The organism is Novosphingobium sp. 18050 (assembly GCF_902706195.1).
Classification (GTDB): domain Bacteria; phylum Pseudomonadota; class Alphaproteobacteria; order Sphingomonadales; family Sphingomonadaceae; genus Novosphingobium.
Genome location: NZ_CACSJO010000008.1, coordinates 1 through 24,911 on the forward strand (window position 1 = coordinate 1; position 24,911 = coordinate 24,911).

Consider the following 24,911-nt stretch of genomic DNA (forward strand, 5'->3'; position numbering starts at 1 on the left):
AAGAGGGCCCATGCGGCCCTCTTCGCGTTCCTGCAGAACGCGCAAGATTGACGCGGGGTGGAGCAGCCCGGTAGCTCGTCAGGCTCATAACCTGAAGGTCGCAGGTTCAAATCCTGCCCCCGCAACCAATCAAAACCATTAAAACCCAGCACAATAACAATACACCAACCCCGCAAGCAAAAGCTCGCGGGGCACTCCGCGTTTGTTCATTGAAGCGCGCTGGTCTGCACGCCGCCTTCGCTGGCGAAATGCCGACCTTATACTCCACCACCAGGCGCCCACATTCTGCACTGGCTGCAGAGTGCCCCCATCCCCTGAGAGCATGAAAAAAGCCGCGTCCTTGCAAGGACGCGGCGATTTTTTTGACCTCGTTTTCCGTTCTTAGCCGCGTTGGCGTTTAAGCACCCGCTCCGCCCACAGGCCGAAGGCTATGCCAATCGTCGTCCACATCAAGAGTTGCGTCGCGATTGAGGCGATACGGAAGTTCCATAGGAGAGTGGCCGGGAAGTCGGCCGGCACTTCGTCTATGGTAGGCAGCAAGAGCTGTCCCAGCCCCACGATCGCCGCGTAGGCGCCAAGCGCCAGCAGCGTTGCATCGAAACCACGCCCCGATCGGCTCGCCAATGCCGCACGTACCTTGCCTGCGATGGCCGCTGCGCCCAGCGATAAGGCGATCATCGCGAAGTAGGCTGCCGTGCGCAGGCCCACGGTTTCGTGCTTGCCTACTGCAGGCGGAGTTTGCGGGTACTTGATCGCAGGCACGACCACCACCAACAGGAACACCAATCCCGCCATCAGCAATGCCAGGCTGCGCGGCCCGATCGCACCAAACCGGCCGTAGCCATAAGCGAAGACGATGGCGAAAATTCCGCCCACCGCAGCCCCGTAAAGCGCCAGCGCCGTGAGCAGACCAGCGCCCTTCTGCGTCGAGCGACTGACGACTTCTTCCTCAGGTTCGCTGACGGTCGATCCACCGCCATGGGGGGCGCTCATGTGATGAGCCGAATGCGATTGCTCCACCCCGATAGCCAGATCGATCTGCGGTTCGGCAAAGGCACGCGCAAAAAGCGTAGCAAGCAAGGCCGCGAGAATGCCGGCCAGCATTCCGCGCCACAACAGGTCCCTGGTCACCGCAGTATCAGTGGCAGGGGAAGCCGAGGAGATGGCGGCCGTCGTGAACGAATTCGTGCACGTAAGTGCCCTGGAACAGCGCGAAGGCGCCCTGTTCTGTGCTGACGAAGTAGAGAAAGATCAGCGCCAGAAGCGTGCCGAGCACGGCCCAGGGGGCGATGTCTTCTACGGGAATGGCAGCACCGCCCTGTACGGGGATAAAGCTGTCGTCGAACAAACCGGCAGTCGTAGCCATGTCACGCTCCTTCAGGGGATTTCGCGTCCCGGGGAATCCATCAGCTTCTGGGATGAAGGTCTGGCTCTCGACGCCGGGGCATGGCGTCGATTACAGTGGCGCGACCGCGCCGGACTCAAACCGGCTTCCTCATCCCGAAGGCCGCCGCCACTTAGGGCGCGCAAGGCTGCCGCGTCAACGAAGAGTTGGAAATTCCCCGTGGCGACATCGCTCCTGCTGCTATGCGCGGCCTCCACGAAGCTGAGCCGCAGCGGCGGCTTTCCCGGCCCCGCCGACCCGCTCGATGAACCCGGCGCACAAGCTGCCGCCGCCTGCCGCCTGCCTTCGCAATACACGGCGGAACTGCGGTGCAGCCCAGCGCAGGCAGCCCGCGAAACGGTAGCGGCGATGGGCCTGACGGTGCGGATCGACCCGGCGCTGGCGGATATCGACCACGGCCCCTGGGCAGGCCGCGCCTTCGAGGACATCGCCCCGGACGCCCTTGCCGCATGGCTCAACGCCCCCGCTGGCGGCGCGCCCGGCGGCGAAACGCTGGCGCAGGTACACGCCCGCGCGGGGGCATGGCTGGACGATATCGCCGCCGCGCCCGGCGCCGTCTGCGCCGTGACCCACCCCATGACCGTCCGCGCCGCGCTGGCCCATGCGCTGGGCCTGCCGCTGCCTGCCACTCTCGCCATCGACCTTGCCCCGCTCTCGCGCACGCTGCTGTCGTTCAACGGCCGGTGGCGGCTGCAATCGCTCATCCCCAACTGAACGCTTGCCAGCCCATACGCCCGCCGGTATCCGCTGAAGGGTTCGGGAATGCCCCGCAAGGCATGAACGGGCAATGATCGCGCCGGTGCCTCGATTTCGAGGCTTAAAACGGGAAGGCGGTGCGGGCTTTACGGCCCAATTCCGCTGCTGTCCCTGCAACTGTAAGCGGTGAGCGCGATGCACATCGCCTGTCCCCCAGCGGGGATGGGCAGCCACTGGGCCGGACGCTGAAACATGCGAGGCCTGGGAAGGCCGTGCATCGAGCGATGACCCGCGAGCCAGGAGACCTGCCGGCGTCTGGTCGCTCTTGCCCTGGCCCAGGGGATGGCCGCGGCACGGTGAACTCCGTCTGAGCGACGACTGTTTCATGCGGCCGGGGCCGCATCGGCATGCGCCTTCGCGCGCGTGCCGAACCGTTCGATCGCGCGCGTCGATCCAGCGGTGCGTCCCGCCGCGTCGATTGTCGTGAGCGCGCGGGAGAAGATCTTTGAGCAAAGTGCCGACCACCGTCATCACCGGCTTCCTGGGCGCGGGCAAGACCACGCTCATCCGCCACCTGCTGCAGAACGCCAAGGGCCGCCGCCTCGCGCTCATCATCAACGAGTTTGGCGATGTCGGCGTTGACGGCGAACTGGTGAAGGGCTGCAACGACGAAGCCTGCCCCGAGGACGATATCGTCGAACTGGCCAACGGCTGCATCTGCTGCACCGTGGCGGACGATTTCCTGCCCACCATGATGAAGCTGCTCGACCGGCCCAACCCGCCCGAGCACATCATCATCGAAACCTCTGGCCTGGCCCTGCCCAAGCCGCTGGTAAAGGCCTTCCAGTGGCCCGACATCCGCACCCGCGCGACGGTGGACGGCGTGGTCGCCCTGATCGACGCCGATGCGGTGGCCGCTGGCCGCTTCGCCGCCGACGAGGTCGCATTGGCCGCAGCCCGCGCCGCCGATCCCACGCTCGACCACGATTCGCCGCTTGAGGAGCTGTTCGAGGAGCAGCTTGCCTGCGCCGACATGGTCGTCCTCAACAAGACCGACCTTGTGGACGCGGACGGCCTCGCCCGCGTCGAAGCGCTGGTGCTGGCGGAAACCCGCCCCGGCGTGAAGATCGTGCGCGCGGACCACGGCGCCGTCGACATCGCCGCCCTGCTGGGCATCACCGCCGCCGCCGAGGACGACCTCGACAGCCGCAGGTCGCACATCGATGGCCTCGACGAAGGCCACGACCATGACGACTTCGACAGCTTCGTGGCCCACGGCGGCGACGTGGCCGACTTGGACGCCCTGCTCGCCCGCATGGCCGCGCTGATCGCCGAGCATGACGTGCTGCGCATCAAAGGCATGGTCGCGGTCGCCGGCAAGCCCGGCCGCCTGATCGTGCAGGCCGTCGGCCCGCGCATCCAGCACTTCTACGACCGCGCCTGGGGCAGCGCCGAACCGCGCCGCACCCAGCTTGTGGTGATCGGCCAGAAGGGCCTCGACCGCGCCGCCATCGAGGCGGGGCTGACCGATGTTCTCGGTGCCGTTCCAGCCTGATGCACCTGCTTTCCGCCACTCCGGGCACCATCTCCAACGGCGACGAGGCGATCGACCTCGACCAGCCGCCGGGCGACATCGTGATCCTGACGGTGGCGGACAGCGAACTGGCTTGCTTCGCCAAGGCAGCCGCGCAGTTGCCGCAAGGCGCGCCCGGCGGCGCGCCAAGCGTGCGCCTCGCCAACCTGCTGCAGCTCAAGCACCCCTACTCGATCGACCTCTACGTCGAGAAGGTGATCGCCCACGCCAAGTTCGTCTGCGTGATCCTGCTCGGCGGCAAGAGCTACTGGCCCTACGGCATCGACGAGATCGCCCTGATCGCCCGCGAACGGGGCATCGCCTTCGCCGCCATCGCCGACGGGCGCGAGGACGATCCGGCGCTGGACCGCGCCTGCACCCTGCCCGCCGATCAGGTGGAGCATTTGCGCGGCTACCTGCGCCAGGGCGGCACCGCCAACGCGCTGTCGTTCCTGCGCACTGCGGCGCGCGTGATCGGCCATGATTGCGGCACGCCCGACGATCCGGTGCCCGTCGCCGATGCCGGGCTGTACCTCCCCGGCGTGGAGCGCCCCGGCCTTGCCGACCTGCGCGCCCGCTGGACGCCCGGCGCGCCCACCGCGCTACTGGTGTTCTACCGCGCGCTGATGATCGCGGGCACGCTGGACGCGGTGGACGCGATGGTGGTGGACCTGCAATCGCGCGGCCTCAACGTCGCCGCCGTGCACGTGCGCGCTTTACGCGAACCCTTCGCCATCGACTGGCTGCGCGCCTTGATGGACGAGATCGCCCCCGACGTCATCGTCAACGCCACCAGCTTCGCGTCCTCCTCCTCGGGCGAGCCGCGCACCCCCGGCGTGCTGGAACGCGCCGACTGCCCGATCCTGCAAGTCGCCTTCGCCGGCGTGGAAGAAGCCGACTGGCTCGCCGCCGCGCGCGGCCTCGGCCCGCGCGACCTCGCCATGAACGTGGCCCTGCCCGAGGTGGACGGGCGCATCTTCACCCGCGCCGTCGCCTTCAAGGCCGCGCAGCACTTCGACGAAGTGACCCAGTGCGGCATCGTCGTGCCCCGCGTGGCGCCCAGCCGCGTGGCCTTCGTCGCCCGCCTTGCTGCCAACTGGGCGCACCTGCGCGCCGCCGCTCCCGCCAAACGCCGCGTGGCGCTGGTCCTCGCCAACTACCCCAACCGCGACGGACGGATCGGCAACGGCGTCGGCCTCGACACTCCCGCCAGCGCCGCCTCGATCCTCGCAGCCTTGCGCGGCGCGGGCTACGATGTCGGCGCGGCCCCGCAGGACGGCGCGGGCCTGATGGCGCTGATGACCGGCGGCGTGACCAACGACCTGACCTCGCTGGACAGGCCCGGTGAGATCGCCCTGCCCCTCGCCGACTACCACGCCGCCTTCGCGTCCGTGCCCGAAACCGCGCGCAGCCTCATGCTCGATCGCTGGGGCGCGCCCGAGGCCGACCCGTTCGTGAAGGACGGCGCCTTCCGCCTGGCCGTCCACCAGTTCGGCAATGTCGCCCTCGCGGTGCAGCCGGCGCGCGGCTACAACATCGACCCCAAGGCCAGCTACCACGACCCGGCGCTCCCGCCGCCGCACGCCTACCTCGCCTTCCACATCTGGCTGGAGCAGCATTTCTGCGCGCAGGCGCTGGTCCATGTCGGCAAGCACGGCAATCTGGAATGGCTGCCCGGCAAGGCCATCTCGCTGTCGGAAGACTGCTTCCCCGAGATCTGCGCCGGCCCGCTGCCGCAGCTCTACCCCTTCATCGTCAACGATCCCGGCGAGGGCACGCAGGCCAAGCGTCGCATCTCCGCCGTAGTGATCGACCACCTGACGCCGCCCCTCACCCGCGCCGAAAGCTATGGCCCGCTCAAGCATCTCGAAGCGCTGGTGGACGAATACTACCTCGCCGCCGGGATGGACCCGCGCCGTCTGGAGCGGCTCCGGCGCGATATCCTCGACCTTGCACGCGGTCAGGGGCTGGATCAGGACGCAGGCGCGCTGGGCGATGATGACAATGCGCTTTCGGCCATCGACAACTACCTGTGCGAGTTGAAGGAACTGCAGATCCGCGACGGGCTGCACGTCTTCGGCCACTCGCCCGAGGGCAGGCTGCGGCGCGACCTGCTGGTGGCGCTGGCAAGGACGCCGCGCGGGTATGACGGGCCGGGGCAAGCCTCCCTCCTGCGCGCGATGGCGGAGGATTTCGGGTTCGCGTTCGATCCCCTCGACTGCCGGATGGGCGATGCCTGGTTGGGCCCGCGTCCGCAGGTGCTGGAGGCGATGTCGAGCGATCCGTGGCGCACGCTGGGCGATACGGTGGAGCGGCTTGAACTGCTGGCGGCGGCGTGGATAGAGGCCCTGGCCTTCCCGATCCAGCCCCCTACCCCGCTCATCCTGAGCTTGTCGAAGGATGCTGGCGCTGCGTTGCGATTCTTCGACAAGCTCAGGATGAGCGGGGGTAGTGCTGACGGCGGGGAAGATGTGCAGGCCGCAATGCCCCGCACCGCCGCCGTCCTCGCCGAAATCGCAAACAACCTCGCCCCGCGCGTCGACCGCTGCGGCGATGCCGAGACGCAGGCCCTCCTCGCCGGACTCGAAGGCCGCTTCGTCCTGCCCGGACCGTCCGGCGCCCCGACAAGAGGCCGCCCCGACGTGCTGCCCACGGGCCGCAACTTCTACTCGGTAGACACCCGCGCCGTGCCCACCGCCGTCGCATGGGAACTGGGCTACAAGTCCGCGCAGCTGCTCGTCGAGGACTACGTCCAGCGCGAGGGCGAATACCCGAAAGCCATGGCGCTATCCGCCTGGGGCACCGCCAACATGCGCACCGGCGGCGACGACATCGCGCAGGCCCTCGCGCTGATGGGCGTGCGCCCGCGCTGGGAGTGGACCTCGGGCCGCGTCACCGGCTTCGAGATGATGACGGTGGTCGAACTGGGCCGCCCGCGCGTGGACGTGACCCTGCGCGTCTCGGGCTTCTTCCGCGATGCCTTCCCCGAACAGATCGACCTGATCGACAGCGCCGCGCGCGCCGTAATGGCGCTGGAGGAAGCCGAAAGCGACAACCCCGCAGCAGCGCGACACCGCGCCGAACTCGCCGCGTTGGTCGAAGCCGGCGAGGACGCGGCCACCGCCGCCCGCCGCACCGGAGCACGCGTCTTCGGATCGAAGCCGGGCGCGTATGGCGCCGGCCTGCAGGCGATGATCGACGAGAAGATCTGGCACGAACGCGCCGATCTTGCCCAGGTCTACCTCGACTGGGGCAGCTATGCCTACGGCGCGGGCGTGGAAGGCGAGGCCGAGCGCGAGCTGTTCGCCGCCCGCCTCACCCAGACCGACGCCGTGGTCCAGAACCAGGACAACCGCGAACACGACCTGCTCGACAGCGACGATTACTACCAGTTCGAAGGCGGCATCGCCTCTGCCGTGGAGCACCTGAAGGGCCGCAAGGTGCTGTCCTACCACAACGACCACTCGCGCCCCGAACGCCCCGTGGTGCGCACGCTGGAGGACGAGATCGGCCGCGTCGTGCGCGCCCGCGTCACCAATCCCAAGTGGATCGCGGGCGTGATGCGCCACGGCTACAAGGGCGCGTTCGAGATCGCGGCCTCGGTCGACTACCTGTTCGCTTTCGCCGCCACGACCCATGCGGTGAAGGACCACCACTTCGACGCCGTCCACGCCGCCTTCATCGAGGACGAGGCGGTGCGCGACTTCATGGCGCAGGCCAACCCGGCAGCGCTGCGCGAAACCGCCGCCCGGCTCGCCGAGGCGCTGGAGCGCGGCTTGTGGAAACCCAGATCAAACAGCGCGGGCGTCCTGCTCGCCGAAATCGCAGGAGCTTGAAATGGCTGAACGCACCGACGAACGCCACGCCGAGAAGATGAAGAAGAAGCAGGCCGCCCACGACAAGATCCTCGCCGGCAAGACCGTCGAGAAGGGCCTGCTGATCGTCAACACCGGCAAGGGCAAGGGCAAGACCACCGCCGCGCTGGGCATGGTGGTGCGCGCCATCGGTCATGGCAAGAAGGTGGGCGTCGTGCAGTTCGTGAAGGGCGCGATGACCACCGGCGAGACCGCCGTGTTCGCCGCTTTCCCGGACAACGTGGAATTCAAGGCGATGGGCGAAGGCTTCACCTGGAACACCCAGGACCGCGCCCGCGACATCCTACTCGCCCGCGAGGCATGGGACGAAGTGAAGCGCATGATCGCCGACCCCGCCTATGACATGGTGCTGGCGGACGAGCTGAACATCGTCCTGCGCTACGACTACCTGCCGCTGGACGAAGTGCTGGAAGTGCTGACCGCCCGCGCCGAAATGAAGCACGTTATCGTGACCGGGCGCAACGCCCCTGAGAGGCTGATCGAACAGGCCGATCTCGTCACCGAAATGACGCTGGTAAAACACCCCTATCGCGAACAGGCCGTCAAGGCGCAGCCGGGCATCGAGTTCTAGGGCCGCTCCCGATGACCTCCCGCCTTTCATCCTTGGGTTCGCTGTGACGCTGCCGCCTCGCTTCGACCCCGCCTTCCGCGACGACCTCGCCGCGCTGCTGTCCTGGCGCCGCGACGTGCGGCGCTTCCGACCGGAGCCTGTTGCGGAAGATGTCGTGGCTGAACTCCTTGCCGCCGCGCAACTCGCCCCCTCTGTCGGCAATTCGCAGCCGTGGCGCTTCGTGCGAGTGCGCTCAGCGGCCTTGCGCGAGGCACTCACCCGCCATGTCGACGGCGAAGTGGCACGCGCCGGGGAGGCCATGCCCGGCCCTGAACGCCGCGCCGCCTATGCGGCGCTGAAGCTGCACGGTCTCGACCACGCGCCTGAAGTCATCGCCGTATTCTGCGACGACGCAACCGAAATCGGCGGCGGACTGGGCGCAGCAACGATGCCGCAAACGCGCGAATGGTCGGTGGTGATGGCGATCCATACCCTCTGGCTTACCGCGCGGGCAAAGGGGCTGGGGCTGGGCTGGGTCTCCATCGCCGCGCCCGAAACGGTGACGGCGCTACTGGATGTGCCCCCGGCGTGGAATTTCATCGCCCTGCTCTGCCTTGGCGAACCGGAAGAGCCGCACCTGGTGCCTGAACTTCAACGCCTTGGCTGGCAAGCCCGTCTTGACGGGAGCACCCATGTCAGCGAGCGATGACTTTTGCCGACAGGGCACGCGCCGCCTTCACATAAGCGGGGCCGCCGCAAACCGTCCATGCCTGCGGGATGCCGATGCGCGGGATACCCTCCAGCACCGGGTGGTGCATCATCTCGGTGCCTTGATCGACAATCTTGTCGGTGGCGGTATCAACGATGAGGAAGTCCGGCCGGGCTGCGGCCATCTCCTCCAGGCTCATCTGCGAAAGCGCCGGTTTGCCCAGTTTTCCGGCGAGGTTCACCAGTCCCGCACGCGTCATCAGGTCATCGATCAACGTGCCTGTGCCGGTCATGTAGCCCCGCCGCTGGTAGTAGGCGGCTACCTTGCCGCCGCCCGCTTTCGGCAGTCCGGCAAGATCGCGGTTCATGCGTGCGATCAGCGCCTCGCCGCGCTCGGGATGGCCGACGGCCTTCGCCACCTCGCGGATCGAGACAAGGATCGCGGGATAGCTGCTGGGCGACTTGATATCCAGCGCCGGGTACTTGCGCGATTTGAGCACGGCAATGGCCGGACTGCGCCGCGCGGGCATGCCGATGACGAGATCGGGGTCGATCGCCATGATCTCTTCGGCCGAGCCGCGCAGGATGGGCAGGCCCCGCGTGGCAGAGGCAGCAGCGGACATCTGGGGATCCGCAGCATTGCGGGTAAGGCCCGCGATCTGCCCTCGATCAGCCAGCGCCAACACCAGCTGGTCGGCGCACAAATTGAGCGAAACGATCCTTTGTGGCGCCGTTTTGGGCCGCTGCGCCAAGATAGCAGCGCTGCTCCACGCGGCCGCGCCGCCCAGACCGATAGCCAGAGCGAAAACCGCTAGCTTGCCACAACGAAGATAAGCCGTAAGCGCCATTTGCGCGCATCCATAGCAACACGACCCCGGGACACAAGCGTGACGGGGAACCGATCCAATTCGAGGTATTCGTGCCAGTCGATGCTTTCCCTGCCTTTTCGCCAACGGGCCGCCATCCGGCGCTGATCCCGCTACTGCTTGTCGGTGTGCTGGTCATGGCGCTGGCGTCGGTGAATCTTGGCCCCGTGACACTCTCACCGGATCGGATTTTCGCAGCATTCACCGGCCACGGCGATACAATCGCGCAGGCAATTCTGTTCCAGCTGCGCCTGCCGCGCACGCTGGTCGCGCTTCTGGTGGGGGCGATGCTCGGCTTGGCGGGGGCAGTGCTGCAGGGCTACCTGCGCAACCCGCTGGCCGAGCCTTCGGTGCTGGGCGCATCGAACGCATCGGCGCTGGGGGCGGTGGGGGCGATCTACTTCGGCGTGGCGGACTGGCATCCCGCGCTGCTGCCGGTGCTGTCGATCGCCTCGGGCCTGATCGCGCTGATGCTGCTGTTCGCGCTGGCAGGGCGCTCGGAAAGCCCGCTGACGCTGATCCTTGCCGGCATCGCCGTCTCGACGCTGGCGGGCGCGGGGATCAGCCTGGCGCTGAATCTGTCGCCCAACCCCTTCGCAGCGATGGAGATCATGGCCTGGCTGCTCGGCTCGATCGAGAACCGGACGATGGAGCATGTCTGGACCGCCCTGCCGTGCGTGATGCTGGGCATCACCCTGCTGCTCTACGACCCGCGCGCGCTTGATGCGCTGTCGCTGGGTGAGGACGGCGCCCGGTCGCTGGGCGTGGACCTTTCGCGTACCCGCATCCGACTGCTGCTGGGCGTGGCGATCGGCGTGGGGGGCGCGGTGGCGGTTTCAGGCTCGATCGGCTTCGTCGGCTTGATCGTGCCGCACCTGATCCGCCCACTGACCGACCGCAGCCCGTCGGCGCTGCTGCTGCCCTCACTGATGGGCGGCGCGATCCTGCTGACCGGCGCTGACATCCTCGTGCGCCTGATCCCGACCGCCAGCGAACTGAAGCTGGGCGTGGTGACAGCCTTCCTTGGTGTCCCGGTCTTCCTTGTCCACCTGCTGCGGGAGCGCCGCCTGTGGTGACGATCACGATCAAGGGCATTTCCGCCGACCTCGGCCGCCAGGCGGTCCTCACCGGCCTCAGCGCCACCCTGCGGCCCGGCAAGCTGACCGGGATCATCGGTCCCAACGGCGCGGGAAAGTCGACTCTGGTGCGCGCGGTGCTGGGCCTTGTCCCCACGCTGCGCGGTTCGATCGAAATCGAGGGGCGGGACCTCAAGGCGTTTTCTCCGTGCGAACTGGCCCGCACCGTCGCCTACCTGCCGCAGGGCCAGACGCTGCACTGGCCGCTCAGTGTCGAGCGGCTCGTCGCGCTGGGCCGCCTGCCGCATCTTGGTCCGATGTCGCGCGTCTCCATCGAAGATCGCGAGGCGGTGCTGGAAGCCATGGCCCGCGCCGACGTGGCGCACATTGCCAGCCGCATCGCCACCGAGCTTTCGGGCGGCGAGCGAGCACGGGTGATGTTGGCGCGCGCGCTGGCGGTGGGTGCACAGGGACTGGTGGTGGACGAGCCGCTGGCCTCGCTCGACCCAGGGCACCAGATCGATGTCATGGAACTGCTTGCCCGCGAGGCACGCGGCGGGGCGCTCGTCGTCGCCGTGCTGCACGACCTGACGATGGCGGCGCGCTACTGCGACCACCTTCTGCTGATCGAGCGCGGCATGCTGGTGGCCGAGGGCACCCCGGCGCAAGTGCTGACCGCAGAACGGCTGCGCACTGTCTACGGTGTGACCGCGCACATCGATATCGTCGGCGCCACGCCGATGGTGGTGCCGACCGGGCGCTGGCCGAAGCCTCAGGTCGAGGGGGAATGACCTCGTCGCCCCGGACCAGATCCGGGGCGACGGATGTATCAGGCCGCCGCGTAGCCACCGTCGACGTGGATGGCATCGCCGTGCACGTAGCGCGCCGCGCTTGAGGCCAGGAAGGCCACGGCCTCAGCCACTTCCGCCGGTTCCACGAAGCGGCCCATCGGGTTGCCCGCAGCAACGCCCGCCCGCAGGGTCTCGACCGAAGTGCCCCCGCTGATGCGCGAATATGTGGCGAGGATGTCGTCCATCATCGCGGATTCGACAACGCCGGGGTGAACGGAGTTAACGCGGATCGGTTTACCCAGCGTGGCGAACTCCACCGCAGCCACCCGCGTCAGCATCCGCGCGGCGGCCTTGCTGGCGCAATAGGCGGCACTGAACGCGGCAGGCCTGTCCGACGCGCCCGAGCACAGGTTGACCACCGAAGCGCCGCCCTGACGGCGGGGGCCGCTGCGGGCGAGAAGGTCGGATGCGACCTTGAGGCCGAGGAACAGACCCTCGACATTAACCTGCTGGCAGCGGCGCCAGTCTTCCAGCGCCATGGCGTCCAGCCGCTCCATCGGCGCGATGCCGGCATTGTTGACCAGCACGTCGAGAGCGCCGTAACGCCCCTCCACCACCGCAATCACCTCGGCCCAGCTTGCCTCACTCGTCACGTCGAGGGGCACAAACTCCCCGGCTGCCTCAGCGGGCGCGCGCAGGTCGGTGCTGACCACGGTGGCGCCGCGTTCTGCCAGCAGGCGAACGACGGCAGAGCCGATATCGCCGTTCGCGCCGGTGACAAGCGCGATGGCGCCGTCCAGACGGGTGGTATCCATGGTCATTTCTCCCTCGAAGCGATGTGTTTCATCGACGGTGGAGGTTTCACCCCGCGCCGTCACCTCGCATAAAGGCATAGACGGGGTCCGACTGCCCGCGGGCGCCGTGCAGGTCGAGCGGGGCGTACATGCCGCCGGTCATGTCGCGGGTGCTGGGCTCGGTGCGGGTCCAGTCGAGCACGAAGCTGCGCTCGGCGATCGCCCAGCGTCCGTCACGGCGCTCGAAACGGTCGATGTAGCGGCCGCCGGTGAGAGTGTCGGTCGCGCCGTCCATGCTGGTGGAAACGGCGATCACGTAGGTTTCACCAACGGCGCCGTCGCCGGATACCTCGATCCACTGGTTGGCGATGGAGTGGAAGGTCTGGGCGTAAGTTTCTTCGACCAGCGCGCAGATGGCGACGGCGAATTCCTGGCCGTTGCCGTTGAAGGCGCCGCTGATCACCGTACTATCTGCGTGGAACACCTGTCCCAGTAGCGCCGCATCGGCGCGGTCTACGCCCCGGCAATAGGCCATGGTGAGGTCGGCGATCTGCTGGCGCGAGACGACGGCGTCGAGGGTCTGCTGGCTATGGGTCATCGGCTGATATCCTTTTTGGCGGTTTTGGCCGGTGTTCTTCGCGCGCGCCTGGGCAAGCAGGGCGATCCCGGTATCGGCAGCGCCGTGGCCGCCGAGTGGTACGTGATTGTCCAGCGAACCCAGTTCCGGCAGCATGCCGCCGCCCGGCCAGTTGAGATTGGTGTCGAGCACATAGGTCCTGTGGCTCATGCGCCATTCGCCGCCGCGCCGTTCATGCCGGTCGAGGTATCGGCCGCAGATCAGGTGCTGCGTCTCCGCGCTGGAGGCGTATGCCATGATGTAGCTTTCGGAGGCGGCCCGGTCCCCGTCCAGTTCGATCCACATCTGCGCAGTGCGGTGCAGTGTCACCGGGCCCGCCTTCTGCGCGCCTGTAAGGATGCCTGCGAGCTGCGCGGCAGGCCCTGCGAAGAAACGGTAATCGACGGTGCCGTCATCGTGATAGCAACCCGCCAAAAGGCCCTCGTCGGCTCGGTCGACGCCGCGGCTGTGGCAGGCCAGCACGTTTGAGATCGCCTGGATATCGGCGATGCCTTCGATGTTCATCCCACCGTCTCCCCGTTGTCGATGACGATGTGGGTGCCGGTTATCTGGCGCGATTCCTCGGAGGCAAGGAACAGCACGAGGTTCGCCACGTCCTGCGGCGTGCCCTGCCCGCGCGCATGGACCTGATCCAGCCCGGCGTTGTCCTGTGGCAATTGGGCCAGCGCGGCCTGCGTCATCGGCGTATCGTGGGCGCCCGGCGCGATGGCGTTGATGCGAATTTTGTAGTCCTGCTCAAGGCAATGTATCGCCACGCTGCGGGTCAGGGCGATAATGCCGGCCTTGGCAGCGCTATAGGCGGGGATCGCGCTTATCCCCTTGAGCGCGGCGACCGAGGCGACGTTGATGATCGAACCGCCGCCGCCCTTGGTCATGTGCGGCAGGGCGGTGTGGCAACCGAGGAAGCACCCCTCCACCATCACCTGCATCTGCAGCCGGAAGGTTTCGAGATCACACTCCTCGACATTGCCGAAGCGCACGAGCCCCGCATTGTTGACCAGCACATCAAGCCTGCCGAAATGCGCCATGGTCTTGCCCACGACATCGCGCCACTGGGCCTCGTCGCGCACGTCATGCTCGAAGAACAGCGCGCCGGGGATCGATCTGGCGACTTCGCGGCCCATGTCTGCTTGAAGGTCGGTGATGACCACTTGCGCGCCTTCCGCTGCCAGAAGCCGGGCGTCGGCGGCGCCAAGGCCCGACGCCCCGCCGGTGATAAGGGCGACTTTGCCTGCTACGCGGTTCATGCTGGTTCTTCCTTTCGCTGTGAGCGATGGGTCGCTCCACTCGCATTCATCCTCTCCTCCTCCCTCGCCCTCTCCGCGCAAGCGGGAGTGACGGGGAAGGAAGGCGTTTCATCCCGTCATCCTCAGAAGTTGAAGCTGGCCGAAGCGCCGAACTGGCGCGGCGGGGCGTAGCCGGCGAGGCCGGCGTAACCGGGGCTGTCATAGACGGTCGAAAGATAGCGCGAATCCAGCAGGTTGGTCGCCCAAAGGCCCAGCGACCAGGCAGCTCCGTCCGGCTTGTAGGTCAGCGTCGCGTCGACCAGATGCGTGGGCTGGATTTTCGAGCGCGGGGTGTCGAGGATCGCGGTGTAGTACTTTGAACTGGTGTAGGTGTAGCTCACGTCGCTCACCAGATCGGCGCCGTTGCCGAGCGGGATCACGAAATTGGCCCCGAAGCTGGCGTTCCACTTGGGCGCGTTCTGCAGGCGGTATCCCTCCAGATCGATGATCGCGCCCGAGAGCGGATCGCCGTAGAGGAACTGCTTGTACTTGGCGTCAAGGTAGGCGAGCGAAGCGCGCAGGGTCATACCCTCCACCGGGACGGCGGTGGTTTCCAGCTCGAAGCCCTTGATCTCGGACTTGCCCGCGTTGAGGATGCGGTTGCCCTGCGTGGCGGTGTCCGTATCGAAGTAGATCTGCGCCACCTGCATATCGCGGTAGTTGGTGTAGAACGCAGCCAGATTCACGCGCAGATGCCTGTCGAGGAAGTCGGCCTTGATGCCGCCCTCGAAGGTATCGACCTTTTCCGGGTTGAAAGGCGTGTTACCATCCGCCGGAACGCCGACGCGCGCGGTGAAGCCGCCCGACTTGAAGCCGCGCGACCAGCTTGCATAAAGCAGGGCGTCGTCGGCCACTTCATAGTCCGCGCCCAGCTTCCAGCCGACGTTGTTCCAGCTTTTCCGGCCGCCCACGGTGAAGCTGCCGATAACGGTGTTGCCCTCGCCCGTGTAGTTCGAGCCGGCCGGATCACCGATACTGGTGATGAGGCTGGGCGTGGAAACGGTGCGCTCATGCGAATAGCGGATGCCCGCCTGCAGCTTGAGCCGGTCGGTCACCTTCCAATAGGCCTGCGCGAAGCCGGAGACGGAGTAGTTGTCCTGATCCTGCAGGTTGGTCTGGAGCAGGCCGGGCGCGGCGAACTGCAGGCGGTAGGCCTGGATGTGATCGTAGTGGTTCTTGAGGTAGAACCCGCCGACCAGCACGTTCAGCGTATCGGTGAGTTCAAGATTGGTGCGCAGTTCCTGGCTCAACTGCCAGCCTTCGGTGCGGCGGTAAGTGTCGTTCAGGAACAGCGGGGTGCCGTCCTGATCGGTGAACTCGCGCAGCTTGAAGTGCTTGTACCCGGTGATCGAGGTCCAGTCGCCCAGCGGCGTGTTCCGCCAGTTCATCGTCAGGGTGCCGGAATAAGTGTCCATGTTGGACTCGTCGGGCACCGAATTGTTGGCGCCGTAATACTTGTCGGGCGCGGTGCACATGCCCTGGGTTGCGCAGGGGCTGACGTACATGCCCGCAGTACCCGGCGCGGTGTAGAGCGCCTCGCCCGGACGGGCACCGTTGATGACGATGGGTGAGCCGTTGCGGGCGTTGACGTATTCGCCCTGAAGCGTCGCGTCGAAATTGCTGCCCGGCGTGAAGCGCAGGTAGGCGCGCACCGCGTCGAGGTTCTTGCTTCCCATGTCGGAACCGTCGACGACATTGGTTACCCAGCCTTCGCGCTGGGTGTGTATCCCTGCGACTTTCAGCGAGAGCACGTCCTTGACCAGCGGCGCCTCGATCGATCCGGTCACGTCGAAGCGGTTGTAGTTGCCGTAAACCGCCTTGACGTGGCCGCCGAACTCACCCGTGGGCTGGCCGGTGACGACGTTGATGACGCCGCCGGTGGTATTGGCGCCGAACAGCGTGCCCTGCGGTCCGCGCAGCACTTCGATGCGGTCTACGTCATACAGGTCGAGCAGCGCGCCCATCGAGAAGAACTGCGGCACCCCGTCGACCACGATCGACACGGTATTGCCCGCATAAGGGTCCGGCTCGATCACGCCGATGCCGCGCACGGTGAAGACGGCGCTTTGCGGGGTGTTGGCAAAGTTGTCGATCTGGACGTTGGGGATCTGGCCCTGAAGCGCCTGAAGCGAGGTACCCTGCGTGGCCGCGAGGGCCTCGCCGCCGATCGCGGTGATCGAGATCGGCACGTCCTGGATGTTCTCGGACTTCTTCTGCGCGGTGACGACGATTTCCTGAATGCCGCCCTGCTGTTCGGCCTCCTGCGCGAAGGCGGCGGGCGATGCCATCAGCGCGGCAGCGCCGAGAGCGAGACGTGAACTGTCCTTGAGCCAGGTCTTCATCGATATTCCTCCCTGAGTTTTTTCATTATCGTCGCGCGCGCAGGCGCATTCCCCCGAGCCAGTGGTGCACGGATGGTCACTTCGCCCCGGACATGGTCCGGGGCAGATGGCGGTATGAGAGGGCGGCCTTAGCGGCGCCCCTCCAGGTAGTCGTTCAGCACTTCGTGGAAGAAACGCACCCGCGTCTCCTGCCCGGAGAGATAGGCATCCTCGTAGCCGCGCGAATGCATTCCGCGCTGCTGCCCCTCGGCCAGCATCATGTCCTGATAGACGATCTGGTCCTTGATTTCGGGCACGCCGCGTCCGTTGTCGAAGGCGCGGTGCTGGAACTCGGCCTCGCGCAGCGGCTGAGGGCCGGCCATGATCGATTCCACCATGGTCTGCCCGGCCACAGGGAAGGCCATGCACCACAAGTCGAACGTGCATTTGTTCGGATCGGTCGGATGCGGTTCGGTGCGGAAAAGGATCACGTTGTCCGGCAAGAAGCTGATGGTGACGTTGGGGAACATCACCGTGTGCGGGCTGTCGGTAATCTCCTCGTCGTCCATATGCTCGTAGTGGACATAGCCGCGCTCCTGCCACAGGCGCTTCTTGGCGGCCTTTAGGTCGAGCCAGCCCTGCATCGCCTTGGTCTCGAAGTCCGGGTAGGACGCCGGGTCGATATCCCACTGCTGCAGGATCATGTCGAAGGGATGCTGGACGCCGTCGGACAAGCGGTCCGACAGCGAGGGGCGCATCGGCTGCACGGTACGGCCATGCCCGCCCGGCCACATTTCATGGCGCGCCGTGTCCACGTCCTGGTCGATCCAGGGCGGCACCTGCGGGTGCGCGGTGCGGGTGTGGTAGCTTTCCGAGAAATTGTCGGTCGCGAATTTCCAGTTGGTTTCGAGGTCGATCTTCATCCAGAAGACGCGCACGCCGGTGTCCATCGGGTAATTCTTGTAAAGCTCGGGCATGGGCGACAGGAAATCGAGCAGTTCGGGCGCCTCGTCGTCCATCGTGTACCACACGAAGCCGCCCCAGGTCGCGCAGCGCAGTTCCTTCAGCTTAAGCTTGCCGCAGGGGTTGCCCTGCGGAAAGTCCTCAGGGTCCTGCGCCTTTTCGAGCACGCCGTCCTTGCCCCAGACCCAGCCGTGATAGGGGCACTGAAAGCTGTCCTGTGAGCTGGCGTCCCACACTAGACGCATGCCGCGGTGGCGGCAGGAGTTGTAGAACGCCTTGATGGAACCGTCCTCCTGCTTCACGCAGAAGACGGATTCGTTCATGAAATCATGGACCACGTAATCACCGGCTTCTTCCAGCTCGGCAGTGCGGCCCGCGATGTGCCAGATGCGGGTCCACATACGGTCCCACTCGCGTTTCATGAATTCAGGTGAGGTGTAGCGGTCTCCGGTGATCGGATCGCCGCGCAGGTTCGCTGCATTACGGCCGTCGATCATCAGGGCGTCGATGTCTTGCCTTCCCATCTCGTCTCTTTCCCGTGCGCAGGCCCTTGCCAGGTCCGTGTCTTCGTTGAGGCGAGGATAACAAAACTGGTCGATCGACCAACCTATCAAAACGATCAGGCCTGAGGGGTGAGCAAGAGAGACGGAAAATCCGCCTAACGCCCGGCGACCGATCAACCTGCGGAAGGCTCCTGCAGGCTTTCGAGGCCCCTTGCGAAGAACTTCAGCGCCGGACGCGCCATGTCCTCCAGCCGCGCAACGGAATGGTGATCACGGCTGAGATCGTCGAGGAAGCCGGGGTCCTGCACCATGAAGATCAGCGCCGCCTCGATCAGATAGACGCCCGCCAGCAGGTTGCCCTCCGGGATGGTCGGCGCGTGGATGCGCAATTGATCTGTCAGGATCTGCGACACGGCGCTCAGCTTGCCGAGGATCGGGCGCAGCTCCGGCATCCTGTAAGAACTCATCAGGTGCGAGGTCATGACGATGTAATTGCGCAAGGGGTCGCCGTCGGTAGAGGCGGCATGGAGGAACGGCAGGATGAAGGCGGCAACGATCTCCTCCAGCCCGAAAGTACCTGGCTGCGCCTGCCTGCGCGCAAAGCTTTCCGCGATGGTGGAACGTAGCAGGTCCAGCTTACGCTCCAGCGCGGCGTCGAGGATGAGGTGCTTGTTGCCGAAATGATAGTGCACCAGCCCCATGCGCACCCCCGCCTCATGCGCAATATCGCGCAGCGAGGTGCCCAGATAGCCGTTGCGGGCGAACAGTATCTCGGAAGCGTCGAGGATCTGGTTGCGCGTTGCCTCTCCCTTGGGCGTGCCGCCCTTGGGAGCCCTGCCCGCGTCTGGCTTGATCTTCGCTTCCGTCATGACCCCTCGATGCGGCGCGAATGGCGTGCGGTCGCATGTCGCTTTCATGGCGGGTCAGAGTGCCGGTGACAACCGCGCACTGCGCAAGAACGGCCCCGTCCCTCAGGGCCCCGGTGCAGACGGTGCGGGAACCGGCTGCGGCGTGCTGCGCGGTGTCGCCTGTCCGCTATTGCCGGGATTGATCCGCAGCCCCTGCCCATCGATCTGCACGTCGAGCGGCACCCCGCCGAACTTGGTGCTGATTACCGCCTGCCCATCCTCAATACGAACATGGCTGTCGTCACCCACCGGAATGTCGCCGATCTCGGGCACGTCGAGCGGTTGCACCGGCCCGTCGGGATCCGCTGCCTTCGGACGCGACGGCGCAGGCCTCTCGCCCAAGGCATCGCGCATGAAGTCACGCCAGATGCGCGCGGGTACGGTGCCGCCCGAAACGCCCTTGAGCGGCGAGTTATCATCGTTGCCGACCCACACGCCGACGACGAGATCACCGGAATAGCCCACGAACAATGCGTCGCGATTTTCCTGGCTGGTCCCGGTCTTGCCGAAATTCGGTCCGCGAAGCATCGCGGCATGGCCGGTTCCGCGATTGATCGTAGCCCGCAGCATCCCCTCGATGGCCTCATGATCGCGCGAGGACAGGCTGCGCTTGCCATCGAGCAACCAGTCGAACCAACCCGCTTCAGGCACCGGAAACGCCCGCGGAGCGACCGGGAAGCTGTTTGCCGCCACCCCGGCATAGGCCGATGTCAGTTCCAGCAGCGTCATGCTGGCCGTGCCCAGCGCAAGGCTGGGATCGCCGGCCGGCAACGGCGAAGTAACGCCAAGACGCCGCGCCATGTCGATGACGGCCTCGTCTCCGACCTTTGAGAACAGGCGCACCGCCGCAACATTGCTGGAGCGCGCAAACGCGTCCTCCAGCGTGATCGTGGGCGAATAGGCGCCGCCCGCATTCTGCGGACGATAGGAACCCGCGACTATCGGGGTATTGGGAACCGTGTCATCCGGAGACATTCCCGCCTTGAGCGCGGCGAGGTAGACGAACAGCTTGAAGGTCGAGCCCGGCTGCCGCCGCGCCTGTGTCACGCGGTTGAACGGGCTGGCTGAATAATCGCGCCCGCCGACCATCGCCACGACCTCGCCGTTCCGGCGCATCGCCACCAGCGCGACTTGTGCCTCGCCCGCACCAGCCTGCCGGATAGCGCGGTGCGCGGCCGCCTGCAGACGCGAATCGAGCGTGGTGCGATAGGTTTGCCCCGCATAGCCGGCGGCCTCAATCTGGCGGGCCTGAGGCAGTGCCCAGTCGGCGAAGTAGGTGCCGGTCGGCAGTTCGCTACGGTCGCGCACGTCCAGCCGGGGCGCTGAGACGGCCCTGGCCTCCTGCTCAGTCATGTAACCAGCCTCGACCATGGTCTGAAGCACCAGCCGCATCCGCTTTTGCGAAAGCGCAAAATTGTTCGTCGGCGCCAGCCGAGAGGGCGCCTTCATCAATCCGGCGAGCAGGGCCCCCTGCCCTTCGGTCAGCTTTTCGGGCTGACGGTGGAAGTAATGCAGCGACGCGGCGCGCAGGCCATAAGTGTTGTCGCCGAAGTAGGCGTTCGAAAGGTAACGCTCTAGAATCTCGTCTTTTGTCAGCCATGCCTCAAGCCAGAAAGCGATCAGCAATTCACGCGCCTTGCGGGTCAACGAGCGTTCGGCGGTGAGGAAAGTGAACTTGGCGAGCTGCTGCGTGATCGTGCTGCCGCCCTGCGTGCTGCCCCCGGTCAGGTTGCTCCACGCAGCGCGGGCGATACCCCGTGGATCGACGCCCCAGTGACTATAGAAACGCCGGTCCTCGATTGCGAGGAAGGCATGGACGACGTGCGGCGGCAGTTTTGATACGTCTACCGGCGAATCGGTGATCGCTCCGTTGCGCGCGATCGGGGTGCCATCGGCGGCAAGCAGGGTGATTTCCGGCGGCGCGATCGGCTGCAGCGACTTAGACAGAGGCGCGGTGACGGCCAGATAGCCTATCGTGCCGACAACAAGGAAAAGGACCGCCGCAAGGCCAAGCTTGATCCGTTTCCACCGGGACCGGCGGGGCTTGGCCGGAAGCGGAAGCGCAACCGATTCCGGCGCGGCAGGCGCAAGCGGCTGGGCGGGATCGGCAATGACGTGTCCAGAAAGCTCCATCGCCCGGCACTGCTATACGATTCTTTGCCGCAGTGCATCATCAAGCGTGCAGCGGCGATGCAGGTTATCCTCCCCGAACTCGGAGAGGATAAGGACAGCGTTATTCGCGAGCCTCGGCTTTCTCCGCATAAGGCATGATCATGGTGCCATCGGGGGCGGCGGTGAAAGTCGTCTGCGTCGGGTAAGGGATCGAGATGCCTTCCGCCGCAAAGCGCTTCATGATCGCTACCACCAGTCGGTCGCGCAGCGGATGCGCCACCGCCCAGTCACGTCCCGGCACGTCGACCAACAGCGTGAAGTCCAGCGAACTGGCGCCGAAACTCTCGAACCCGGCGCGCGCGGGCTTGCCGCCTTCGGCCTCGACCAGTTCCTTCAAGATGTCGGGCACGCGTGCCAGCGTCTCGGGCGGGGTTTCATAGGCGACGCCGATGGTGAAAGGCAGGCGGATATGGTCCCGCCCGCTGACATTGAGGATTTCCTTATCGAGCAGGTTCTTGTTGGCGATGATCCGCAACTCGCCGGAATAGGCGCGGATACGCGTGGACTTCAGGCCGATGGCCTCGATCACACCCGAACTGGTGCCGAAGCTGATCTGGTCGCCCTTGCTGAACGGACGGTCGAAGATGATCGCCAGAGCCGCGAAGAGATCTGCGAATATGCCCTGCGCGGCAAGACCGATGGCGATGCCGCCGACGCCGAGACCCGCGACAAGGCCAGTCACGTTGACGCCCAGATTGTCGAGCAGCACCACCGTCGCCACCGCGAAGACCACTACGCTGACCAGCAGACGGATCAGGCCCATCGCATTAATGATCGCCTCGCCCTGGAAGTGCTCGGCCGAGGTGCGGTGTTCTATGGCGCCGAGGATGAACTCACGCGCCCAGATCGCGCCCTGCACCACGGCCGCAAGGGTGAACAGGAATGTGATGAACCGGTCGAGGACCGGCGGGGTCTGCGCATAACCGTCGACCGCCCGGATCGCGACCATAATGATGAAGTAGTTGGTCGTCTTGGACACCACGCGCCCCACGACGAGCAGCCAGTCGGCTCGGCCGCGTTCGGGATTGCATAGTTTCGTACCCAGCCGCCGTAGTGCGTAAAGCCCCGTGACGATGGTTACGGCGATGACGCCAGCGATGATAATCTGCAGCCAGTAGGTCTGAAACCAGTCAAGACTGGACCCAGAAAGATCGCGAAGCTGGACGGAAACGTCGGGAACCGCGTGGTGTGCGGGGGCGGAATTCGGGGTCGTGCTTACGCTCATCGCGTGTTCGTCATCCTGCATTGCGGCGCCGGCAGGGCCTGGTTCCGACCACGGGGTAACCCGTACAGACCGGTCGATCGGCGACACCCGGGCTGCATGAGCCAGGCATCGGCGCGGATCATTGCAATGACCGAAGCACCAAATTTGTTCCCGGCCATCGGCCGGGCCGCACCGTTCACGGGGGAAGGTCCCTCTATCCAGTCCGAGCAGTGCCCGTCAACGAATGTCGGGTCAGAAGCCCGACATGTCGGCGGGCGCAACTGCAGACTGTCAGGCCGCCGCCTCGATCCTGACGGGGATAGACTTATAGGCGGGAGTCCCGCTGGCCGGATCGAAATCATCGAGCGGTACAAGGCAATTGGCCTCGGGATAATAGGCCGCCAGCGACCCGCGTGCGATGGCATGACGGATCACCGTGAAGCCCTTGAGCGTGCGGCCCGTGGGCGTGGTCACGTCAACCCGGTCGCCATGCGCCAGCCCCAGCATCGCCAGATCCACCTCGTTGGCAAAGATCACGTCGCGCCGCCCGGTGACGCCTCGATAGCGGTCGTCCAGGCTGTAGATCGTGGTGTTGTACTGGTCGTGACTACGGATGGTGGTGAGTAGCAGCGGCTGCCCCTCCATGCTCTCCTCCACAAGCGGATGGGCGAAGAATTGCGCCTTGCCGCTCGGCGTCTTCCAGACGCGCTTGTCCGGAGCGATGGTCAGGCGGAAGCCGCCCGGTTCGCGCACGCGCAGGTTGAAATCGTGGAAGTCCGGATAAACCGCTTCGATCCCGTCGCGGATGCGGTCATAGTCGGCCACCAGCGCGGCCCAGTCGACCTTGGTATGCGGCATGGCGGCAGCGGCAAGCCCGGCAACGATCGCCGGTTCGGAGCGCACCTGCGGCCCCGGCGGCTTCAGCTTCCCTCGCGAGGCGTGGACCATCGACATGCTGTCCTCAACCGTAACCCACTGCGGCCCGGCGGCCTGAACGTCCAGTTCCGTGCGGCCCAGGCACGGCAGTACCAGCGTCTCTTTCGCGGTGAGCAGGCACGTTCGGTTGAACTTGGTGAGGATGTTCACCGAAAGGTCCAGCCCCCGCACCGCCGCGAAGCACGCCTCGGGATCGGGCATCGCGACAGCAAGGTTGCCGCCCAGCGAGATCAGCGCCCTGGATTCGCCCTCATGCATCGCCATCAGCGCCTCGACGGCATTGTGGCCGTGCTTGCGCGGGCTGGCGATGCCGAACGCCGCATCGAGGCGCTCCAGCATGTCTTCGGCCGGAAGTTCGGTGATGCCCACGGTGCGGTCGCCCTGCACGTTGCTATGGCCGCGAAGGGGGCAGATGCCGGCGCCGGCCTTGCCGAAGTTGCCGCGCAGCAGCAGCAGGTTGGCGATGGCCTGAACGTTCTGGGTGCCGTGGCTATGCTGAGTGATCCCCATGCCGTAGCACACGATCACCCGCTCGGCCCCGGCATAGACCGCCGCCATGCTCTCGATCGCCTCCCGCGTCAGGCGCGACTGCCCCTCTATCCAGGTCCACGACGTACCCTCGATATCGGCGCGAAGCGCATCGATGCCTTCGGTATGTTCGGCGATGAAGGCATGGTCGAGGATGCCGCCTTCGGCCTCATCCATCGCGAAGAGGGCCTTCATCATGCCCTTGAGCATCGCCATGTCGCCGCCGATCCGCACCTGATGATAGGCCGAGGCGAGCGGGGTGGAATGGGTCGACAGCATTTCCGTGGGATGCTGCGGAGACTTGAACCGCTCCAGCCCGCGCTCGCGCATCGGGTTGGCGACGATGATCGGCACGCCGCGTTTCGAAGCCTCGGCCAGCGTGCCGAGCATGCGCGGGTGGTTGGTGCCGGGGTTGTGGCCGATGCAGAAGATGGCGTCGGTGGTATCGAAATCTTCCAGCGTCACCGTACCCTTGCCGATGCCGATCGACTTGGGCAGGCCGGTGCTGGTCGCCTCGTGACACATGTTCGAACAGTCGGGGAAATTGTTGGTCCCGAATTCGCGCGCGAACAGCTGGTAAAGGAAAGCCGCTTCGTTCGACGCCCGGCCAGAGCAGTAGAACTCGGCCCGGTCGGCGTGGTCTAGCGCCTGCAATGCCGCGCCGGCCCGTGCGAAGGCCTCGTCCCAGGTGATCGGTATGTAGTGGTCGGTTTCGGGATCGTAGCGCAGCGGTTCTGTCAGGCGGCCTGCATCTTCAAGCTGGTGATCGCTCCACCCCCACAGTTCAGTGGCGGTGTGCTGGGCGAAAAAGCCGGGGTCGACGCGCTTGACGGTCGCTTCCCAAGTCACGGCCTTGGCGCCGTTCTCGCAAAATTCGAATGAGGAGGTGTGCTTGGGATCAGGCCACGCGCAGCCGGGGCAATCGAAACCATCGGGCTGGTTCATCTGTAGCAGAGCCCGCGTATCGGTGCTGGCCTTCATCTGCTCGGCAACCGTGCGTGCTACCGCTTTGAGCGCGCCCCAGCCACCCGCCGGTCCCTTGTAATCGCCGATGCCTTCGACGTTCCGTTCCGCAGTTTGGTCATCGGACAAGGTGCAGGCCTCCGCTGTCTGTGTTCC

19 protein-coding genes, 1 tRNA gene and 2 riboswitches are annotated in these 24,911 nt (G+C 66.0%); of the genes, 8 read left to right on the top strand and 12 right to left on the bottom strand.

Annotation, left to right across the window (positions count from 1 at the left end):
- Positions 1 to 51: 51 nt before the first annotated feature.
- Positions 52 to 128: transfer RNA gene (locus GVL61_RS09965), tRNA-Met, on the top strand.
- Between the two features lie 253 nt (positions 129 to 381).
- Here GVL61_RS09965 and GVL61_RS09970 read toward each other — a convergent pair.
- The gene (locus GVL61_RS09970; protein WP_159979505.1) at positions 382 to 1,131 is read right to left on the bottom strand and encodes a CbtA family protein; all 750 of its coding nucleotides are present in this window, start codon (positions 1,129 to 1,131) and stop codon (positions 382 to 384) included.
- 7 nt (positions 1,132 to 1,138) lie between these two features.
- Entirely contained in the window at positions 1,139 to 1,366 is a 228-nt protein-coding gene (locus GVL61_RS09975) for a CbtB-domain containing protein (RefSeq protein WP_200844734.1), read from the bottom strand.
- Positions 1,367 to 1,424: 58 nt separating this feature from the next.
- Positions 1,425 to 1,495, bottom strand: a riboswitch (cobalamin riboswitch).
- Positions 1,496 to 1,564: 69 nt separating this feature from the next.
- Between GVL61_RS09975 and GVL61_RS09980 the strand changes: the two genes are divergently transcribed.
- The 5 genes from GVL61_RS09980 to bluB all read left to right on the top strand — a co-directional run bounded on the left by GVL61_RS09980 (position 1,565) and on the right by bluB (position 8,808).
- On the top strand, positions 1,565 to 2,119 hold the full coding sequence (locus GVL61_RS09980; protein ID WP_159979507.1) for a histidine phosphatase family protein: 555 nt from the start codon (positions 1,565 to 1,567) through the stop codon (positions 2,117 to 2,119).
- A 66-nt stretch (positions 2,120 to 2,185) separates the two neighbouring features.
- Positions 2,186 to 2,429: riboswitch (cobalamin riboswitch) on the top strand.
- A 177-nt stretch (positions 2,430 to 2,606) separates the two neighbouring features.
- A complete protein-coding gene (gene cobW, locus GVL61_RS09985; protein WP_159979509.1) occupies positions 2,607 to 3,656 on the top strand; it encodes a cobalamin biosynthesis protein CobW in 1,050 nt (349 codons plus the stop codon).
- The gene (cobN, locus tag GVL61_RS09990) at positions 3,656 to 7,510 is read left to right on the top strand and encodes a cobaltochelatase subunit CobN (RefSeq protein WP_159979511.1); all 3,855 of its coding nucleotides are present in this window, start codon (positions 3,656 to 3,658) and stop codon (positions 7,508 to 7,510) included. Before cobW ends, cobN begins: the two co-directional genes overlap by 1 nt.
- A 1-nt stretch (position 7,511) precedes the next feature.
- Positions 7,512 to 8,120: a cob(I)yrinic acid a,c-diamide adenosyltransferase gene (cobO, locus tag GVL61_RS09995; protein ID WP_159979513.1), complete on the top strand. Its 609-nt coding sequence runs from the start codon at positions 7,512 to 7,514 to the stop codon at positions 8,118 to 8,120.
- A 43-nt stretch (positions 8,121 to 8,163) separates the two neighbouring features.
- Positions 8,164 to 8,808, top strand: a complete 645-nt coding sequence (gene bluB, locus GVL61_RS10000; protein ID WP_159979515.1) for a 5,6-dimethylbenzimidazole synthase — start codon at positions 8,164 to 8,166, stop codon at positions 8,806 to 8,808.
- Here the strand turns inward: bluB and GVL61_RS10005 are convergent.
- Entirely contained in the window at positions 8,795 to 9,655 is an 861-nt protein-coding gene (locus tag GVL61_RS10005) for an ABC transporter substrate-binding protein (RefSeq protein ID WP_159979517.1), read from the bottom strand. The two genes, bluB and GVL61_RS10005, sit on opposite strands and share 14 nt — an antisense overlap.
- A gap of 155 nt (positions 9,656 to 9,810) precedes the next feature.
- Here GVL61_RS10005 and GVL61_RS10010 point away from each other — a divergent pair, with 155 nt between their 5' ends.
- Together GVL61_RS10010 and GVL61_RS10015 are read left to right on the top strand one after the other, a co-directional pair.
- Entirely contained in the window at positions 9,811 to 10,749 is a 939-nt protein-coding gene (locus GVL61_RS10010) for an iron ABC transporter permease (RefSeq protein WP_159979727.1), read from the top strand.
- Positions 10,743 to 11,540, top strand: coding sequence for an ABC transporter ATP-binding protein (locus GVL61_RS10015; protein ID WP_159979519.1), 798 nt, complete (start codon positions 10,743 to 10,745; stop codon positions 11,538 to 11,540). Before GVL61_RS10010 ends, GVL61_RS10015 begins: the two co-directional genes overlap by 7 nt.
- 38 nt (positions 11,541 to 11,578) lie before the next feature.
- Here GVL61_RS10015 and GVL61_RS10020 read toward each other — a convergent pair whose 3' ends face one another.
- The 9 genes from GVL61_RS10020 to GVL61_RS10060 form a co-directional block, all read right to left on the bottom strand.
- Positions 11,579 to 12,355: an SDR family NAD(P)-dependent oxidoreductase gene (locus tag GVL61_RS10020; RefSeq protein WP_159979521.1), complete on the bottom strand. Its 777-nt coding sequence runs from the start codon at positions 12,353 to 12,355 to the stop codon at positions 11,579 to 11,581.
- A 46-nt stretch (positions 12,356 to 12,401) separates the two neighbouring features.
- On the bottom strand, positions 12,402 to 13,475 hold the full coding sequence (locus GVL61_RS10025; RefSeq protein WP_159979523.1) for a nuclear transport factor 2 family protein: 1,074 nt from the start codon (positions 13,473 to 13,475) through the stop codon (positions 12,402 to 12,404).
- Positions 13,472 to 14,218 (bottom strand): SDR family NAD(P)-dependent oxidoreductase, encoded by a 747-nt coding sequence (locus GVL61_RS10030; RefSeq protein WP_159979525.1) that lies wholly within the window; start codon positions 14,216 to 14,218, stop codon positions 13,472 to 13,474. Before GVL61_RS10030 ends, GVL61_RS10025 begins: the two co-directional genes overlap by 4 nt.
- 122 nt (positions 14,219 to 14,340) lie before the next feature.
- Positions 14,341 to 16,599 (bottom strand): TonB-dependent receptor, encoded by a 2,259-nt coding sequence (locus GVL61_RS10035; protein WP_159979527.1) that lies wholly within the window; start codon positions 16,597 to 16,599, stop codon positions 14,341 to 14,343.
- A gap of 128 nt (positions 16,600 to 16,727) precedes the next feature.
- Complete coding sequence (locus tag GVL61_RS10040) at positions 16,728 to 18,065, bottom strand: SRPBCC family protein (RefSeq protein ID WP_159979529.1); 1,338 nt, start codon at positions 18,063 to 18,065, stop codon at positions 16,728 to 16,730.
- A 152-nt stretch (positions 18,066 to 18,217) separates the two neighbouring features.
- The gene (locus GVL61_RS10045) at positions 18,218 to 18,913 is read right to left on the bottom strand and encodes a TetR/AcrR family transcriptional regulator (RefSeq protein WP_159979531.1); all 696 of its coding nucleotides are present in this window, start codon (positions 18,911 to 18,913) and stop codon (positions 18,218 to 18,220) included.
- 102 nt (positions 18,914 to 19,015) lie between these two features.
- The gene (locus tag GVL61_RS10050; protein ID WP_235037612.1) at positions 19,016 to 21,085 is read right to left on the bottom strand and encodes a transglycosylase domain-containing protein; all 2,070 of its coding nucleotides are present in this window, start codon (positions 21,083 to 21,085) and stop codon (positions 19,016 to 19,018) included.
- A 100-nt stretch (positions 21,086 to 21,185) separates the two neighbouring features.
- Complete coding sequence (locus GVL61_RS10055) at positions 21,186 to 22,349, bottom strand: mechanosensitive ion channel family protein (protein WP_159979533.1); 1,164 nt, start codon at positions 22,347 to 22,349, stop codon at positions 21,186 to 21,188.
- 270 nt (positions 22,350 to 22,619) lie between these two features.
- On the bottom strand, positions 22,620 to 24,884 hold the full coding sequence (locus tag GVL61_RS10060; protein ID WP_159979535.1) for an FdhF/YdeP family oxidoreductase: 2,265 nt from the start codon (positions 24,882 to 24,884) through the stop codon (positions 22,620 to 22,622).
- Between the last annotated feature and the right edge of the window lie 27 nt (positions 24,885 to 24,911).

What these genes read in the sequence shown, in the direction of transcription:
- GVL61_RS10045 (WP_159979531.1), bottom strand. Translation starts at nt 18,913, where the DNA reads ATGACGGAAGCGAAGATCAAGCCAGACGCGGGCAGGGCTCCCAAGGGC.
- GVL61_RS10025 (WP_159979523.1), bottom strand. Translation starts at nt 13,475, where the DNA reads ATGAACATCGAAGGCATCGCCGATATCCAGGCGATCTCAAACGTGCTG.
- GVL61_RS10010 (WP_159979727.1), top strand. Translation starts at nt 9,811, where the DNA reads ATGGCGCTGGCGTCGGTGAATCTTGGCCCCGTGACACTCTCACCGGAT.
- GVL61_RS09975 (WP_200844734.1), bottom strand. Translation starts at nt 1,366, where the DNA reads ATGGCTACGACTGCCGGTTTGTTCGACGACAGCTTTATCCCCGTACAG.
- GVL61_RS10035 (WP_159979527.1), bottom strand. Translation starts at nt 16,599, where the DNA reads ATGAAGACCTGGCTCAAGGACAGTTCACGTCTCGCTCTCGGCGCTGCC.
- GVL61_RS10055 (WP_159979533.1), bottom strand. Translation starts at nt 22,349, where the DNA reads ATGAGCGTAAGCACGACCCCGAATTCCGCCCCCGCACACCACGCGGTT.
- cobN (WP_159979511.1), top strand. Translation starts at nt 3,656, where the DNA reads ATGCACCTGCTTTCCGCCACTCCGGGCACCATCTCCAACGGCGACGAG.
- GVL61_RS10040 (WP_159979529.1), bottom strand. Translation starts at nt 18,065, where the DNA reads ATGGGAAGGCAAGACATCGACGCCCTGATGATCGACGGCCGTAATGCA.
- GVL61_RS10005 (WP_159979517.1), bottom strand. Translation starts at nt 9,655, where the DNA reads ATGGCGCTTACGGCTTATCTTCGTTGTGGCAAGCTAGCGGTTTTCGCT.
- GVL61_RS10020 (WP_159979521.1), bottom strand. Translation starts at nt 12,355, where the DNA reads ATGGATACCACCCGTCTGGACGGCGCCATCGCGCTTGTCACCGGCGCG.
- GVL61_RS10030 (WP_159979525.1), bottom strand. Translation starts at nt 14,218, where the DNA reads ATGAACCGCGTAGCAGGCAAAGTCGCCCTTATCACCGGCGGGGCGTCG.
- GVL61_RS10050 (WP_235037612.1), bottom strand. Translation starts at nt 21,085, where the DNA reads ATGGAGCTTTCTGGACACGTCATTGCCGATCCCGCCCAGCCGCTTGCG.
- cobO (WP_159979513.1), top strand. Translation starts at nt 7,512, where the DNA reads ATGGCTGAACGCACCGACGAACGCCACGCCGAGAAGATGAAGAAGAAG.